The 15,373-nt window shown below is 67.7% G+C and carries 13 protein-coding genes and 1 pseudogene; 8 read left to right on the forward strand and 6 right to left on the reverse strand.

The window, feature by feature from the left end; genetic code table 11:
- The 3 genes and pseudogenes from VSR72_RS37660 to fliF all read right to left on the reverse strand — a co-directional run.
- Positions 1–83 (reverse strand): annotated as a pseudogene (locus VSR72_RS37660) (flagellar assembly protein FliH); the annotation flags it as partial.
- Complete coding sequence (gene fliG, locus VSR72_RS37665) at positions 76–1,071, reverse strand: flagellar motor switch protein FliG (protein WP_342957303.1); 996 nt, start codon at positions 1,069–1,071, stop codon at positions 76–78. The pseudogene VSR72_RS37660 and the gene fliG, both read right to left, overlap by 8 nt.
- Complete coding sequence (gene fliF, locus VSR72_RS37670; protein ID WP_342957304.1) at positions 1,061–2,869, reverse strand: flagellar basal-body MS-ring/collar protein FliF; 1,809 nt, start codon at positions 2,867–2,869, stop codon at positions 1,061–1,063. The genes fliG and fliF overlap by 11 nt, the downstream gene beginning before the upstream one ends.
- Before the next feature lie 287 nt (positions 2,870–3,156).
- Between fliF and fliE the strand changes: the two genes are divergently transcribed.
- From fliE to VSR72_RS37695, 5 genes are all read left to right on the forward strand, one after another.
- Complete coding sequence (gene fliE / locus VSR72_RS37675) at positions 3,157–3,492, forward strand: flagellar hook-basal body complex protein FliE (RefSeq protein ID WP_069264308.1); 336 nt, start codon at positions 3,157–3,159, stop codon at positions 3,490–3,492.
- A 136-nt stretch (positions 3,493–3,628) separates the two neighbouring features.
- Complete coding sequence (gene fliS, locus VSR72_RS37680) at positions 3,629–4,075, forward strand: flagellar export chaperone FliS (protein WP_342957305.1); 447 nt, start codon at positions 3,629–3,631, stop codon at positions 4,073–4,075.
- Positions 4,072–4,404, forward strand: a complete 333-nt coding sequence (locus VSR72_RS37685) for a flagellar protein FliT (protein WP_342957306.1) — start codon at positions 4,072–4,074, stop codon at positions 4,402–4,404. The genes fliS and VSR72_RS37685 overlap by 4 nt, the downstream gene beginning before the upstream one ends.
- Before the next feature lie 84 nt (positions 4,405–4,488).
- Positions 4,489–6,024, forward strand: a complete 1,536-nt coding sequence (locus VSR72_RS37690) for a flagellar hook-length control protein FliK (RefSeq protein WP_342957307.1) — start codon at positions 4,489–4,491, stop codon at positions 6,022–6,024.
- Complete coding sequence (locus VSR72_RS37695) at positions 6,024–6,434, forward strand: EscU/YscU/HrcU family type III secretion system export apparatus switch protein (RefSeq protein WP_342957308.1); 411 nt, start codon at positions 6,024–6,026, stop codon at positions 6,432–6,434. Before VSR72_RS37690 ends, VSR72_RS37695 begins: the two co-directional genes overlap by 1 nt.
- On the opposite strand, the gene VSR72_RS37700 is transcribed toward VSR72_RS37695, so the two are convergent.
- Complete coding sequence (locus VSR72_RS37700; RefSeq protein WP_342957309.1) at positions 6,412–7,863, reverse strand: coniferyl aldehyde dehydrogenase; 1,452 nt, start codon at positions 7,861–7,863, stop codon at positions 6,412–6,414. The two genes, VSR72_RS37695 and VSR72_RS37700, sit on opposite strands and share 23 nt — an antisense overlap.
- 77 nt (positions 7,864–7,940) lie before the next feature.
- On the reverse strand, positions 7,941–9,668 hold the full coding sequence (locus tag VSR72_RS37705) for an isovaleryl-CoA dehydrogenase (protein ID WP_342957310.1): 1,728 nt from the start codon (positions 9,666–9,668) through the stop codon (positions 7,941–7,943).
- 411 nt (positions 9,669–10,079) lie between these two features.
- On the opposite strand from VSR72_RS37705, the gene VSR72_RS37710 reads away from it, so the two are divergent.
- Positions 10,080–11,708: a GMC family oxidoreductase N-terminal domain-containing protein gene (locus tag VSR72_RS37710; RefSeq protein WP_342957311.1), complete on the forward strand. Its 1,629-nt coding sequence runs from the start codon at positions 10,080–10,082 to the stop codon at positions 11,706–11,708.
- 249 nt (positions 11,709–11,957) lie between these two features.
- Positions 11,958–13,700, forward strand: coding sequence for an OmpA family protein (locus VSR72_RS37715; protein ID WP_342957312.1), 1,743 nt, complete (start codon positions 11,958–11,960; stop codon positions 13,698–13,700).
- Between the two features lie 75 nt (positions 13,701–13,775).
- Here the strand turns inward: VSR72_RS37715 and VSR72_RS37720 are convergent, their stop codons facing one another.
- Entirely contained in the window at positions 13,776–14,723 is a 948-nt protein-coding gene (locus VSR72_RS37720) for a LysR substrate-binding domain-containing protein (protein ID WP_342957313.1), read from the reverse strand.
- 154 nt (positions 14,724–14,877) lie between these two features.
- Between VSR72_RS37720 and VSR72_RS37725 the strand changes: the two genes are divergently transcribed.
- Positions 14,878–15,357: a CidA/LrgA family protein gene (locus tag VSR72_RS37725; RefSeq protein WP_342957314.1), complete on the forward strand. Its 480-nt coding sequence runs from the start codon at positions 14,878–14,880 to the stop codon at positions 15,355–15,357.
- Positions 15,358–15,373: the final 16 nt, after the last annotated feature.

Raw genomic sequence — 15,373 nt, forward strand, 5'->3', positions numbered from 1 at the left:
GGGGGAGGCGGCGGGTCGAACGAGGCCATCTCCCAGCGCTGATACGCTGAGCGATGGCGGTTCGCGGAGGTGCTATCAGACATAAGCGTCTTCTGCCTTGCCGCCTAGAACGATCTGGCCGCTCTCGGCGAGGTTGCGCACGATCTGCAGGATGCGGCGCTGCTGCGCCTCGACTTCCGACACGCGCACCGGACCGCGCGCGTCGAGGTCTTCGGCGAGCAGTTCGGCCGCGCGCTGCGACATGTTCGAGAGGAACTTGGTGCGCAGCGCGGGCGGCGCACCCTTGAGCGAAATGATGAGCGATTCCGACTCGACTTCCTTGAGCAGCAGCTGGATCGCGCGGTCTTCGAGGTCGAGCAGGTTCTCGAACACGAACATCTGGTCGATGATCTTCTGCGCGAGTTCCGCGTCGTAGGCGCGCACGTTCTCGATGACGCCTTCTTCGTGCTGGCTCGCCATGAAGTTGAGGATTTCGGCCGCCGTGCGCACGCCGCCCATCGGGCTGCGCTTGAGGTTGTCGCTGCCCGAAAGGAGGTTCGTGAGCACGTCGTCGAGCTCTCGCAGCGCCTGCGGCTGGATGCCGTCGAGCGTCGCGATACGCAGCAGCACGTCGTTGCGCAGGCGCTCGGTGAAGCACGAGGCGATTTCCGAGGCCTGGTCGCGGTCGAGGTGCACGAGAATCGTCGCGATGATCTGCGGGTGCTCGTTCTTGATGAGCTCGGCCACCGACCCCGAATCCATCCACTTGAGGCCTTCGATACCGCTCGTGTCGCCGCCTTGCAGAATGCGGTCGATGATCGCGCCGGCCTTGTCTTCTCCGAGCGCCTTGTTGAGCACGCTGCGGATGTAGTCGTTCGAGTCGAGCGAGAAGGCGGTGTGCTGCTCGGCTTCCTTGACGAAGTCCTGCAGCACGACTTCGATCTCTTCGCGCTTGACGTTCTTGAGCGCCGCCATGGCGGTGCCGATTTTCTGCACTTCGCGCGGACCGAGGAACTTGAAGACCTCGGAGGCCTCCTGTTCGCCGATCGACATGAGCAGCAGCGCGCTCTTGGTTGCGCCTTCAGCGTTCATCGTTCACCCAGCTTTTCACGACGGTTGCGACGATCTTCGGATCCTGGCGCGCGATGTTGCGCGCGTATTCCAGGTTGCGTTCGAACTTGTTCTTCTCGCTTTCGAAGGCGAGCAGGGCGGCTTCGCTGTCCGCGCCTTCTTCGACTGCGCCTCCCGTGCCGGGGATGCGCACCGCTTCGGGGATGCCGTCGAGCATCAGCGGCTCGCCATCGGCCATGCCGGGCAGCGAGGGCGCAACCGGCTCGGGCGGCGGGAACGCGCGGCGCAGCGCCGGCTTCACCATCACGAAATAGAGGAACAGAGCCACTGCGCCAATGCCGAGCCACGTCGCAATCTGCTTGGCAAGGGCGAGGATGTCGGGTTGACGCCACCACGGCAGGTTCGCGTTCGGGTCGACTTCGGTCTGGAACGCGGCGTTCACCACGTTCACCGAGTCGCCGCGCTTGGCGTCGTAGCCCATGGCGTCCTTCACGAGCTGTTCGACCTGCGCGAGCTTCTGCGCGTCGAGCGGCTGCATGGTGGCGTGGCCCTTGGCGTCGACCTTCTGCTGATAGTTCACGATCACGGCCACCGACAGGCGCTTCACGTCGCCGGGCGCCTGTTGATAGTGGCGCACGGTCTTGTCGAGCTCGTAGTTCGTGGTGGTGTCGTGATGATCGGAGACCGGCACCGGTGCCGACGCGCCGTTCGCACCCGCCGGCGCGCTGATGGGCGCCGAGGCCGGCTGCGGCGGCTGGTTCGTGAGCGCGCCGGGCACGCCGCCCGCGCCGCTTTGCTGCATCTCCGTGGAGACGTTCTGCTGCTGGCTGCGGATCGCGGCGGCCTGCGGGTTGCCGTTCGGACCGTAGGCTTCGGAGGTCTGCTCGAGCTTCGAGAAGTCGAGGTCGGCGCTCACCTGCGAGCGCGCGTTGCCGGCGCCGAAGAGCGGGGCGAGGATCGCGTCGATGCGCGACTGGGTGTCGTGCTCGACCTGGCGCACGTACTTGAGCTGCGAGGCGTCGAGGCCCACGCCCGTGGCGCTCTGGGTGAGGAGGTTGCCGTCCTGGTCGACCACCGTCACGTTGCGCACCGGCAGGTCCGGCACGGCCGAAGCCACCATGTGCGTGATCGCGGCGACCTGGCCGTCGTCGAGAATGCGGCCCGGATACAGATTCACGAGCACCGAGGCGGAGGGCGCTTCGCGCTCGCGCACGAACACCGAAGGCTTCGGAATGGCCAGATGCACGCGTGCCGACTTCACGCTCGCGATCGACTGAATCGTTTGCTCGAGCTCGCCTTCGAGCGCGCGCTGGTAGTTCACCTGCTCGGCGAACTGGCTGATGCCGAACTTCTGGTTGTCCATCAGCTCGAAGCCGACCGAACCGTTCTTGGGCAGGCCCTGGGAGGCGAGGCGCAGGCGCATTTCGTTGACCTGCTCGGCCGGCACGAGAATGGCGCCGCCGGCGTCCGAGAACTTGTAGGGAACGTTTGCGGCCTGAAGCGCAGTAATAATGGCACCGCCGTCGCGGTCCGACAGGTTGCTGTACAGCACCTTGTAGTCGGGCGCGCGCGACCACAGCACGAGACCGGCGACTACGGCCACGAGCACCGCCACGGCAAAAATGAGCGGCGCGCGCGGGTTGCCGCGCACGTTGCGCAGCGACGAGAGCGAGCCGAGGCGTTGCGCAAAGCCGCCGCCGAGGTCTTCCGCGCCGCCCAGGCCTGCGCCCGCGCCGGCGCCGGGCGCGGCGCCCGCGCCTGGGGTGGCGAGGCCCATGCGGGCGTCAGGGTTGATCAAAGAATTGGCAGTCGAATCCATGCGACGGGTATCTCCGGAGGCTTCCAGGTCTCGCCTTGCATGGCGGAGACTTTCACGAGACGCATTATCCGGGGCCGCTGGCAAGCCGATTGCGCGAATAGAGCCGGGTTTTCCCCCTAGTTTCGGGGCTGCCGAATCGGACCCGCTGCTATGCTCTCCCCCAGATTCGGCGTCCTGTCAAAACGCCGTGCCGGCCGGGCCCGCGGGATTGCCGCGGAATCGCTGAAATTCCGGTCCTGGGGCGCGTCCCCGGAACACCCCGCATGTCCCCTTTTCGTGGAGCAAACATGACCGTGCCAGTATCCCCGCTCACGTCCGCCTTGGCCCAAATGCAGTCCATGGCGACACAGGCGGCCGGGGGCCCCACCGCAGCCGACGAAAAATCGGGCGCGGCCACGGCCGGCGGGTTCGCGGCGGCGCTCAAGTCGTCGCTCGACCAGATCAGCGACGCCCAGCAAAAGGCCGTTGGCGAGTCGCAGGCGTTCGAGCTGGGCGCGAACAACGTGTCGCTCAACGACGTGATGGTCGACATGCAGAAAGCCAACATCGGCTTCCAGTTCGGATTGCAGGTGCGCAACAAGCTGGTGGCCGCCTACACCGACATCATGCAGATTCAGGTCTGAGAGCCTTGGCTTCGTCAGCGCGCTAAAGCTTCCTCCCCTACGTTCCGATAACACGGCTAGAAGAGTCCGTCGCCTGCGCCTCGCGCCGCGCGCCGGACGACCGCATTCAAGCCAAACGTATCAAGGAGAAGCGCCGATGTTTTCCCCTGCCCAATCTGGAGCTAACGCCTATGCACGCGTGGGCGTCGAAACAGGGGTCATGGGTGCGAGCCCGCACAAGCTGATCGTGCTCCTGTACCAGGGGGCACGCCAAGCCATCGCGCAGGCACGTATGCATATGCAGGTCGGCAACGTCGGCCCGCGTTGCGAGGCGATCGCCAAGGCGATCCGGATTGTTGAGAGCGGACTTCAGCTCGCGTTGAATGTGGAGGCGGGCGGCGAGATCGCTCAACGCCTCAACACGCTGTACAGCTACATGACGCAGCGCCTGCTGGAAGCCAATATTAAACAGAGCGAGACCATGCTGGTCGAGGTCGATGGACTGCTGGCTACGCTCGAAGAAGCCTGGTTGGGGATAGCGCCGGAAGTGGCGAGGATGGCCGAACAGTCATCCGCGTCAGGCCCCGGCTCGTTGACGAGATGAGTTCAAAAGCAGACTACTTCGCCCGCTACGAAGCGATAGCGGCCGTGTCGGGGCAGATGCTCCATGCGGCGCGCGATTCGCACTGGAACGATCTGATCGGCTTGCAAGAGGAGTACCGGATCCTCGTCGATGCCTTGAAGGACGTCGAAGGCGTCATACGGCTCACGGTTGCCGAACGCACGCGCAAATACGAGCTGATCCGCCAGATCCTCGCCGACGACGCCGCCATTCGGGATCTCGCAAGCCCTTGCATGGCGCGGCTTTCGGCGCTCTTTTACGGCACCGTGCAGCCCGCGCGGGTCTTGCAGGAAATCTACGGAGCCCGCTAGCGCGGCGCGTGGCGTCTCGCGTGGCAACGGCGCGCAGCGCCCCATGAACCGGCAGGTCGGCGCTATGCGCAGATCCGGAACACCATGAACGGAATCGACACCGGAGCCGCCGCGCTCCTCGCGAGCCGCATCGCGGCGCTCACGCCGGTCGGCCCGCAGGGCGCCTCGGGCGCAGCGCAGACGAGCGTTTCCGCGCTCGCGACGGGCACGGCCGCCCTCGCCGACACCGCTGCCAACACCACCACGACGCAGGACTCCACGCAGACCGTGCTTTCGGCGGTTGCGCTGGCGCTCGACGCCATCATCCGCTCGGGCGGCGAAGCGACGCCCGCCGTGGTGGGCCGCGCGCCGCTCTGGGCCAATCCCGCGGCCGACGCGGCGCCCGGCGGCGCGAGCACCTTGCCGCTGCCGGGACTCGCCGGCGAGCAGCCACAGGCCGCGCAAGCCGCGTTGCTCGCGGACGTGGCGCTCGCAGCCCAGGGTCTTGCAGGCGAGGCGCTGGCCGCAGCGGCCGACGCCGGAACCGGCGCCAGCGCGAGCGCGCAAACAGCGTCATCGCAAGACCCGCAAGCCGGGCAAGCGACTCTAACCGCACAAACCGCACAGACTTCCGCCGCCGCACAGGCCGGCCCGGTCGCTGCGCTCGCCGCGTCGCTCGCGCAGACGGTGAGCACGAGCGGACTCTTCTACGAAGCTCACCTCGCGCAATGGCTGCGCGGCCAGCTCTCGCCCGCCGAACTCGCCGACGAGCCGCAGAACCGCCTGCTCGGCGCCCACGCCCAACTGCCGCTCGACTGGAGCCTCGACGCAGACGACATCGACGACGTGCAGTGGACCGAAACGTTCTCCGCCTCGCCGGGCGGCGCGCGCGGTGAGGCGGGCAATGCAACGAACGCCGCGAACGCGGTCAATGCCGCGCTGGCGCGGGCGTTCCCGGCGCTGGCGGACCTGCACGGCGAAGCGGCCACGGCCCAGGCCCACGTGCGCACGGCGCTCGGCGACACCCTGCTGCCCGCCATGCACGAGGCCGCCGCACAGGCCGCCGGCCCGTCGGTTCATCCTGCGGTGATTCCGCTCGTGCGCCAGCAGCTCGATCTGCTCGCGACCGGCGAGTTTCGCTGGAACGGCGAGGCCTGGCCGGGCGTGCGGGTGGACTGGAGCATCCAGCAAGACGATTACGATGCCCGCGACCCGCACTCGGGCGCAGCCGCTGTGGACGCCGACGACATTCCCTGGCGCACGCGCTTGACGCTTGCGCTGCCGAGGCTCGGCACCGTCGACGCGGAACTCACGCTCACGGGCTCGACGCTTGCCGTGCGCGTGCAGGCGAGCGCGGGCGGCGCGGCTCGCCTCACCGCGCAAAGCGAGTCGCTGCGCGGGCGGCTCGAAGCGCTCGGGCTCACGCTCGCGGGGCTTTCGATCCGCGAGATCGGCAGCGGCGCGGCGGCAAGCCCGGCCGAGGCCGCAAGAGCCGCAAGCGCCGCGAGCGCCTACGCCGCGCAAACCACATCCGCCGCATCCGCCGCTCAAGCCGCACAGGCTGGCGCCGAGGCGGATGCCGCCGCCACGCAGCCGGGCGCCGACGCCAACGATCACCGGAACCAAGACTGGGAGTTGTGATGAGCCGCACGCACCGCAGGAGCGCCGCCGCGCTCGCCTACGACGCCCCCGAAGGCGACGGCGCGCCGCGCGTGGTCGCGAAGGGCTACGGCCTCGTCGCGGAGATGATCGTGCAGCGCGCGAAGGAAGCGGGCCTCTACGTGCACGAAGCGCCGGAGATGGTCTCGCTGCTCATGCGCGTGGACCTCGACGCAAAGATCCCGCCGCAGCTCTATCAGGCGGTGGCCGAACTGCTTGCGTGGCTGCACCGCCTCGAAGCCGAAAACGACGCGAAAGCCAAAGAGGCCGCGCAGGCGCAGAGCGGCCAGGCGACCGGCGCAGCCGGCAGTGCCCCGCGCGACATCAGCGACGTTCGCAGGATAAGCGGCGCCCGCCCCGCGCTGCCGTTCAACCCTTCAACATCAACTTGATCAGCAAGGCGAAGCGCTTGCCGTAGGGCGGCGCGATGAGCCCGCGCGCGTTCAGGCGCGCCTGGGTGAAGACGGGCTTCATCTTCGAGAACGTGACGAAGCCTTCATAGCCGTGATACGCGCCCATGCCGCTTGCGCCGACGCCCCCAAACGGCAGTCCCTCGGCGGCGATGTGCATGAGCGTCTCGTTCACCGACATCCCGCCCGCCACCGTTTCGCGCGTCACGCGCTCGACCGTGCGCGGGTCGTCGGCGTAGAGGTAGAGCGAGAGCGGGCGAGGGCGCGCGTTCACGTAGCGCAACGCTTCGTCGAGCGTGTCGTAGGGCACGAGCGGCAAGAGCGGGCCGAAGATTTCCTCGTGCATGAGCGCCGTATGCCCACCGGCGTTCGTCACGATGACGGGTGCGAAGCGCCGCGTGCCGGCGTCGTGCGTGCCGAGCGGGTGCAGCTGCGCGCCGCTCGCCTGCGCTTCGTCGGCGAGGCGTTGCAGGCGCTCGAAGTGGCGCGCCGAGATGATCGACGTGTAGTCGCGGTTATTCGCGAAGTCCGGGTAGAGCTGCGCGAAGCGCGTGCGCGCGCGAGCGATGAACGCCTCCTCCTGGCCGCGCGGCAGCAGCACGTAGTCGGGCGCGATGCAGGTTTGCCCCGCGTTCAGCGTCTTGCCGAGCAGCAGGCTGTCGACGGCGTAGTTCAGCCGCGCCGCTTCGCCGATGATCACCGGCGACTTGCCGCCCAGTTCGAGCGTGACCGGCGTGAGGTTCGCGGCCGCCGCGCGCATGATCTCGTGCCCCACGCGCGTCGAGCCCGTGAAGAGCAGATGGTCGAACGGCAGCGCGCTGAAGGCGGCGCCAACCGACGCGTCGCCGTTGACGACCGCCACGTGGTCGCGCGCGAAAGTCTTGCCGATCAGCGCCTCGAAGAGCGCCGACGTGCGCGGCGTGAGCTCCGACATCTTGATCATGGCGCGGTTGCCCGCCGCGAGCGCGCAGACGAGCGGGCTTGCGGCGAGCAGCAGCGGGTAGTTCCACGGCACGACGATGCCCGTCACGCCAAGCGGCTGCGGCACCACCTTCGCGCGGCCCGGCAACAGCCATTTGCCCACCGGTCGGCGGCGCGGCTTCATCCAGCGCGCGCCGTGTTTGAGCGCCGCGTCGATCTCCTGCTTGAGGACGACGAATTCCGCGAGCGCGACCTCCGCCTTCGAGCGCTGGCCGAAGTCGGCGTTCATTGCCTCGGCGAGCGCGTCGCGGTTCGAGAACAGCACGTTGCGCAGTGCCTTGAGATTGCGTGCGCGTGCGTCCCAGGACGGGAATGGGTCGCGCAGAAAGGCTTCGCGTTGCACGGCGAGCAGGGCATCTAGCTTGGCGCGCGGGTCTTCTGGCGCATCGTGTGCATTGCGGGCGAAGTCTTCAGGCAGGTCCTGCTTCATGGTCGGTCCTCATGGGGTTCGCTGGCGTTACGGCGCGCGGGCGAACGGGAAAATCGGTTCATACAATCGGGTCGCACTCAGTGCGACGCAAACGCCCGCTCGACGATCGCGGCGTGATCGAAGCGCGCGGGCAGCGTGCCGAATACGCGGTCGCAGTCGGCGTCGTGTTCGTCGAGACGCGTGGCGATGAACGCTTCGGCTATTTCCGGCGGGCCTTCAGTTGACCCCTCTTGCAATAGCATGGCCTGCGCGATCAGCACGATTTGCTGCGCGATGCGCCGCGCGCTCGCCTCGCGCGTGCCCGGTGCGCCGTTGAGCAGCACCGAGAGGCGGTCGAGCGCGGCGTTGAGCACGGGGTGAGTCTGCGCATCGCGCCGCCATGAGAGAAAGAGCGCCTGGGCGGCGTCGGCCTCGCGCTCGAGCGCGCGCAGCACGTCGAGGCACATCACGTTGCCCGAGCCTTCCCAGATCGAGTTGACGGGCGCTTCGCGGTAGAAGCGCGCCATCGGCCCTTCCTCGACGTAGCCGTTGCCGCCCCACACCTCCATCGCCTCGCCCGTGAACGCGAGCGCGCGCTTGCAGACCCAGAACTTCGCCGCCGGCGTGACGATGCGCCGCCACGCGCGCGCTTCAAGCAATTTTTCGTCCGTATCGCCGGGTTTTGCGTCGGCGCTGTCCTCGAACGCGCGCGCAAGGCGCATGAAGAGCGCCGTCGCCGCTTCCGATTCGAGCGCGAGATCGGCCAGCACGTTCTGCATGAGCGGCTGCTCCGCGAGCACGCGGCCGAACGCGCTGCGGTGGCGCGCGTGGTGAATCGCCTGCACGAGCGCGGCGCGCATGAGCGCCGCGCTGCCGATCACGCAGTCGAGCCGCGTGTAGTTCGCCATCTCGATGATGGTCGGCACGCCCCGGCCTTCGTCGCCGATCATGACGCCGTACGCGTCGAAGAATTCGACTTCGCTGCTCGCGTTCGAGCGGTTGCCGAGCTTGTTCTTCAGGCGCTGCACGTTGACCGCGTTTTTGGAGCCGTCCGGCCGGTAGCGCGGGACGAAGAAGCAGGAGAGTCCGTCGTGCTCCGTGGTGCGCGCGAGCACGAGATGCGCGTCGCACTGCGGCGCCGAGAAAAACCACTTGTGCCCGGTAAGCAGATACGCCGCGCCGCGTCCCGTTTCGATGCCCGCTGGGCGCGCCTCGGTGCGGTTGCTGCGCACGTCCGAGCCGCCTTGCTTTTCCGTCATGCCCATCCCGATCATCATCGAGCGCTTTTGCGCGATCGGCAGGTCGCGCGCGTCGTGCTCGCGCGTGTAGAGCGGCGCGCGCAGCGTTTCGAACAGCGCCGGTTCGCGCTGCAGCACGGCAATGCTCGCAAACGTCATGGTGAGCGGGCACAACGACCCCGATTCGACTTGCGCGTGCAGGAAGTAGCCCGCGCAGCGCGCGGCCATCGCGCCCGGACGCGGGTCCGAGTACGGCAACGCGTGCAGCCCTTGCTCGCGTAGCAGTGCGAGCAGCTCGTCCCAGGCGGGGTGGAATTCGATCGCGTCGATACGCTCGCCACGCGGGCTGTGCGTGTGCAGTTCGGGCTCGTGGCGGTTGGCGAGGTCGGCGAGCGCGAGCGTTTCGGCTTTGCCGAGCGTCTCGCCGTGGCGCGTGAGCGTTTCGCGGTGCCAGTCTGCGCCTGCCCGCGCGAGGGCCTCGCCGAGCGCGGCGTCGGTGGTGAAGAGGTTGTAGCCTTCGAGCGGCGGCGCCTGGTTCGTGACTTCGTGGGTCGTGCCGGGGCGATGCGTGACTTCCGTCGTGTTCATCTGCTTGTCTCCGATGCAAGGCGTCCGATGCAAGCCTGCTGCTGCGGGCGCGGCCTGCTCCACGCGCGGCCATTCGTGGCCCGGCCGTTCGTGTTGTCTTCGTTGTCGTGACGGGGAGGCGTGCGCAGCGGCCGCTTCCCATGAAGCGTCCGTGAGGTGAGTGATTCTTGTGCGCTCCAGCGCTCCCTGTGTTGCCTTTGCCGCTTGCTGGAATCTTTCGGGTTTCAGCTCTGGCGGCTGAACCGCCTTCCATCATAGGCGGCGATCCGCCGTCAGGTTTAGAGGGGATGCTCTGACATAAAAGCTGACCTCGGAATCAGACGCTTCCTACAATGCGCCATTGAAGCCGAAAACGAACGAGCGTGCAAATAGCGCGCCAGTGCCTCGCAAGGGGCAGGGAGATCGGAGACGATGCAATACGATTACATCATCGTAGGCGGGGGCTCGGGCGGCGCGTCGCTGGCGGGCCGGCTGGCCGACCGTTGCCCGCAGGCGAGCATCGCGCTCGTCGAAGCCGGGCCGCACACGGCGCGCAATCCATTCGTCAACATGCCGCTCGGCGTCGCCGCGCTCGTCCCGTTTCGCACGAAAAACAACTACGCCTTTGAGACCGTGCCGCAGCCGGGACTCGCCGGCCGGCGCGGTTATCAGCCACGCGGCCGCGGCTTCGGCGGCTCGAGCAATATCAACGCGATGATCTACACGCGCGGCCATCCGCTCGACTACGACGAATGGGCGCAACTTGGCTGTACGGGCTGGGCGTGGCGCGACGTGCTGCCGTACTTTCTGCGCGCCGAGGACAATGAGCGCGGCGCGAGCGCCTGGCATGGCGCGGGCGGCCCGCTAGGCGTGGCCGATCTGCGCGAGCGCAATCCGGTGGCCGCGCGCTTCGTCGAGGCCGCGCGCGAGGCGGGCTTTCGCCTGAACGACGACTTCAATGGCGAGGACCAGGAGGGTGTCGGCTTCTATCAGGTGACGCAGCGCGGCGGCGAACGCTGCACGGTGGCGCGCGCCTATCTATACGGGCGCGAGCGGCCGAACCTGCATCTGATTCCCAACGCGACGGTCCTGCGCGTGACCTTCGACGGCACGCGCGCAAGCGGCGTGGAACTGGCGCGCGGCGCGGCGATCGAGACGCTGCAGGCGCGCGCCGAGGTGATTCTCGCGGCGGGCGCGTTCAACTCGCCGCAAGTGCTCATGTGCTCGGGCATCGGCCCCGCCGACGAACTGCGCGCGCTCGGCATCGCGGTGCGCCACGACGCGCCCGAGGTCGGACGCAACCTGATCGACCATATCGATTTCACCTTCAACAAGCGCGTGCATTCGAGCGACACCGTGGGCTACTCGCTGCGCGGCGCGGCGCGTATGACGGCGGGCTTCGTGCGTTATCTGCATGGGCGGCGCGGCATGCTCACGACCAATGTGGCGGAGGCTGGCGGCTTTCTGAAGAGCCGCCCTGAACTCGACCGGCCCGACCTGCAGTTGCACTTCTGCACGGCGCTCGTCGACGATCACAGCCGACGCCTGCATTGGGGCCACGGCTATTCGCTGCACGTGTGCGTGCTGCGTCCGGCGAGCCGCGGCACGGTCACGCTCGCAAGCGCCGACGCGCGCGTGGCGCCCGTGATCGACCCGCGCTTTCTCTCCGATCCGCGCGATCTCGAGGCGCTCATGCAGGGCGCACGCCTCGCGCGTCGCATACTCGACGCGCCCGCGCTCGCGCAGTTGGGCGGCCGCGAACTCTACACGCATGGCGGCGAGAACGACGCGCAGTTGCGCGAGACGATTGCTCAGCACGCCGACACGATCTATCACCCCGTCGCGACGTGCCGCATGGGCGGCGACGCCCACTCCGTCGTCGACGCGCAATTGCGCGTGCGCGGCGTGACGGGGCTGCGCATTGCCGACGCCTCGATCATGCCGACGCTCATCGGCGGCAACACGAATGCGCCGAGCGTGATGATCGGCGAGCGTGCGGCCGACTTCATCGCGCAAACGCATTGCGCACGCGATACAGCGCTTCTGCACGTCGACGTCTGACGCACGACTTCGCTTTCTCCTACTCGATTTGCCCTGCTCATCGCAGGCTTGCGGACGAGACGTGTACCGTCGTCTCGTTGCATCCGTAACATCGCACAACATCGCGAATAGTCCGAGTTTTCGGGGCTTTTCGTCAAACAATGTGCGGTTTGCCGCTTGCCCGCTTTTTCGAGATTTCGCACTCCCTATAATCGCGCTCGCATTTGGGCGTGTCAGGTGGCGCGTCCGCGAACTGGAGGGTCCGCCTCGATGAGCATCAATGTCTTTCAACTGCTGGAAACCGTTCTGAGCGACAACGTCGTCAAGACGATGGCAACGCGTTACGGGCTCACGCCCGACTTCACGCGCAAGGTCGCCGGCGTCGCCGCGCCGGCCATCATGGCCGCGATCATGCATCGCGGCGCCACGCCCGAAGGCGCGCGAGGCCTCTTTTCCACCATCATGTCGCCCGACGCCAATCCGCTGATCGGCAAGCAACTGCCCGATTTGCTCATGAGCACGGCGGGCTTGGGTCAGCTCGAAGCCACCGGCCGCGAATTGCTCCAGAAGGCGACCGGCGCGAATGTCGGTGCGCTCTCCGATGCGGTCGCCGCGCAAACGGGTGCGCCGCAGTCCACGGCCTTCTCGCTCGCCGGCGTGGTTGGCGCGGCCGTCATGGGGATTCTCAAGCAGCACTTCACGGCTTCCCAGGGCTTCGTCGGACAACTGCCGACGCTGCTTGGCCATCAGCTCCCGTCGGTCAACGCGAGCCTGAGCGACCATCTCGCGAGCGCCCTTGGCCTTGGCAGCGCTGCCGCGTTCGCGGGCTCGATCATGAGCCGCCTGAAGGATGTCTCCGCGCATCTCGATCATCCGCAGCCCGTGGTGCGCCCGGTGCCGCACGCCATGCCGCCGCAGACCGTGGCTGAGTCGACGCCGCCCATCGCCGCGGAAAAGCGCGACCATCGCTGGCTCTGGTGGCTGCTCGCCGCGCTCGCGCTGATCGTCGCGTTCTTCGCGCTGCGTTCGTGCCAGCGCGACGAAGCGGCGAAGCAGGAGGCCGCGCAGCCTGCGACGGCCAGCGCGGTTGCGCCGGGCGCGGAAGCCGCATCGGATGCGGCATCGCAAGCGGATAGCGCTTCAGCGCCCGCCGCCGCTTCTGCCACGGTCGCTTCCGGCGCCGTCGTTGCCGCAGCCGCGAGCGATGCCGCTCCGGCGCCGACCCAGGACGCGCATCTGTCGTTCACCGTCGACAAGTCAGGTGTGCCGACGATCACGGCGACGGTGGGCACCGAAGCCGAGAAGACGCAACTCATCGACGCCCTCACGAAGCAGTTCGGCGCAGGCAAGTTCACGGCCAACGTGAACGTCGACGCGGCGACGAAGCCCGCCGAGTGGCTCGCGCACCTCGACGGCCTGCTCCCGCTCATGGCGCTGCCCGGCGCGGAAGTGAAGATCGACGGCACGCACGTCGAGCTGAGCGGTGCGGCCGCCGACGCGAAGGCCGGCTGGCTCGACAAGCTCAAGGCGCTGTTCGGCTCGGGCTACGACATCGGCGTGTTCAACGTGCAGAAGGCCGTCGCTGATGCAACGCAGTCGTTCCGCGACGCCGTGAAGGGCCTGTTCGCGACCGACAGTTCGTGCGCGGGCGCCGATGTGGCGAAGGTGCTCAACCTGCAGGTGGTGAACTTCAAGACGGGCAGCTCGATCGTGCCGGCGTCGGCCGCCGACGATCTGCGCCAGTCGGCGCGCGCGCTCATCGCGTGCTCGAAGCGCGGCCAGCCGGTGGCGCTCGAAGTGGCGGGCTATTCGGACAACCTGGGCGACAAGGCGGCGAATCTCGCGCTTTCGAAGCAGCGCGCGCTCGCGGTGCGCACCTACCTCGCTTCGCAAGGCGTGTCGCTGAGCCGCCTCACGGCGCAAGGTTACGGCGACGCGAATCCGCTGGATAGCAACGACACCGAAAGCGGCCGCTTCCATAACCGCCGCATCGAGTTCGTCGCGAAGCAGTAAGGGCGCGACGCATTCCGGCAGGGATGCAAAAAGCCGTCCGGCGCGAGCCGGGCGGCTTTTTTATTGCGCGCCGCTTCAGCCAGCCTTCCCTGGCCGCTTCTCCATCCCCGGCGGATGCACGAAGTCATCGAGAAACGTGAAGGGCTTGCCGTACTCCGAGCGCGCCACGTCGAGCCAGGCCCGCGCCGCGTGCGAGAGATAGCCGCTGCGCTTCCAGCCGATCGCCATGTCCCAGGTGATCTGCGGCTCGCTCACCGGCAGGCACGTGAAGCGCTCGGCGTCGAGGCGGCGCACGTACGGCGCGGGCAGCAGCGCAATGCCCACGCCCGCGAGCACGAGCGCGGCCATCAGGTCCCAGTGGCCGCTGCGCCCCACCACCTGCGGCACGAAGCCGGCCGTGCGGCACGCGTTCAGCACCACGTCGTTGAGCGCGAGGCTTTCGCCGTAGAACACGAACGGCTCGCCGGCCAGCTCCGCGAGCGGCACGGCGAGCTTGTTGTCCCAGCGCGAGCCGCGCCGTGCGACGAGCCACAGCAACTCGTGCGAGATCGGCAAGACGTCGATGAGCGCGGGATCGACGGGCAGCAGCACGCCGCCCAGCTCCAGCTCGCCCGAGATCAATGCGGCTTCGATCGCCCGCGAGCCCTGCTCGAAAAGCTTCAGCTCGATCTTCGGATAGCGCTGGCGGAACGTGGCGATGGCGGGCGTGAAGAGCGAGCCGCCCATCGGCGGAATGCCGATGGTGAGTTCGCCGCGCCCGAGCGTGCCGAGATCGGCGAGTTCGGCCTGCAACTGCGCCTGCGCGGCAAGCACGTCCTGGCCGCGCTGGTAGACGATGCGCCCGGCGTCGGTGAGCACCATCTGGCGCGCGTCGCGCAGCAAGAGCTGTGTGCCGGTTTCGTCTTCGAGCGCCTTCACCATCTTGCTGATGGTCGGCTGCGTGACGTGCAGTTTTTCTGCCGCGGCGGTGAAGCTCTGTTGCTTCACCACCTCGATGAAATAGCGAAGTGCGCGCAGTTCCACGATCGGGACTCCACAAATGTGCAGGAAGCACGCTCAGCCGAGTGCCGAGTTGGTGCATTCCAATATGGAATGTAGCAGATGATTCTAAGTCATTATGTTTATGCTGCACCGCACCCTATACTGACTTCCATTCCAGTGTCACTTAGGGTTTGCCATGACTACACCGATCACGACCGCGAAAGTCTCCGAAAGCGCCGCGCGCAGCGTGGGCGGCGTGGCGGGCCTCGGGCGCCGCATCGGCCGCATTACCGTGCAATCGGCGCTGCTCGCCGGCGTCTGGTATGCCGCCGACGCCCTCACGCGCTTCACGCACCTGCCGGTGCCGGGCGGCGTGGTCGGCCTCGTGCTGCTGCTCGCGCTGCTCTTTTGCGGCGGCGTCACGCCGCGCTGGGTGAAGGCGGGCGCCGACTGGCTGCTCTCCGACATGCTGCTGTTTTTCATTCCGGCCGCCGTCGCAGCCGTGAAATACGGCGGCCTCTTTCGCGCCGACGGCTGGCGCCTCGCGCTCGTCGTGGTCGGCGGCACGCTGATGGTGATGGTGGCCGTGGCGTTTGCAGTCGAACAGGCCGCGAAGCTCGAGCGACGTCTTGAACTGCGTCGGGTCCGTCATACGCGCCACCTTGCGCGAGCTTGAAGCTGCAACGTACTGA

Source organism: Paraburkholderia sp. JHI869 (assembly GCF_038900775.1).
Lineage (GTDB): Bacteria > Pseudomonadota > Gammaproteobacteria > Burkholderiales > Burkholderiaceae > Paraburkholderia.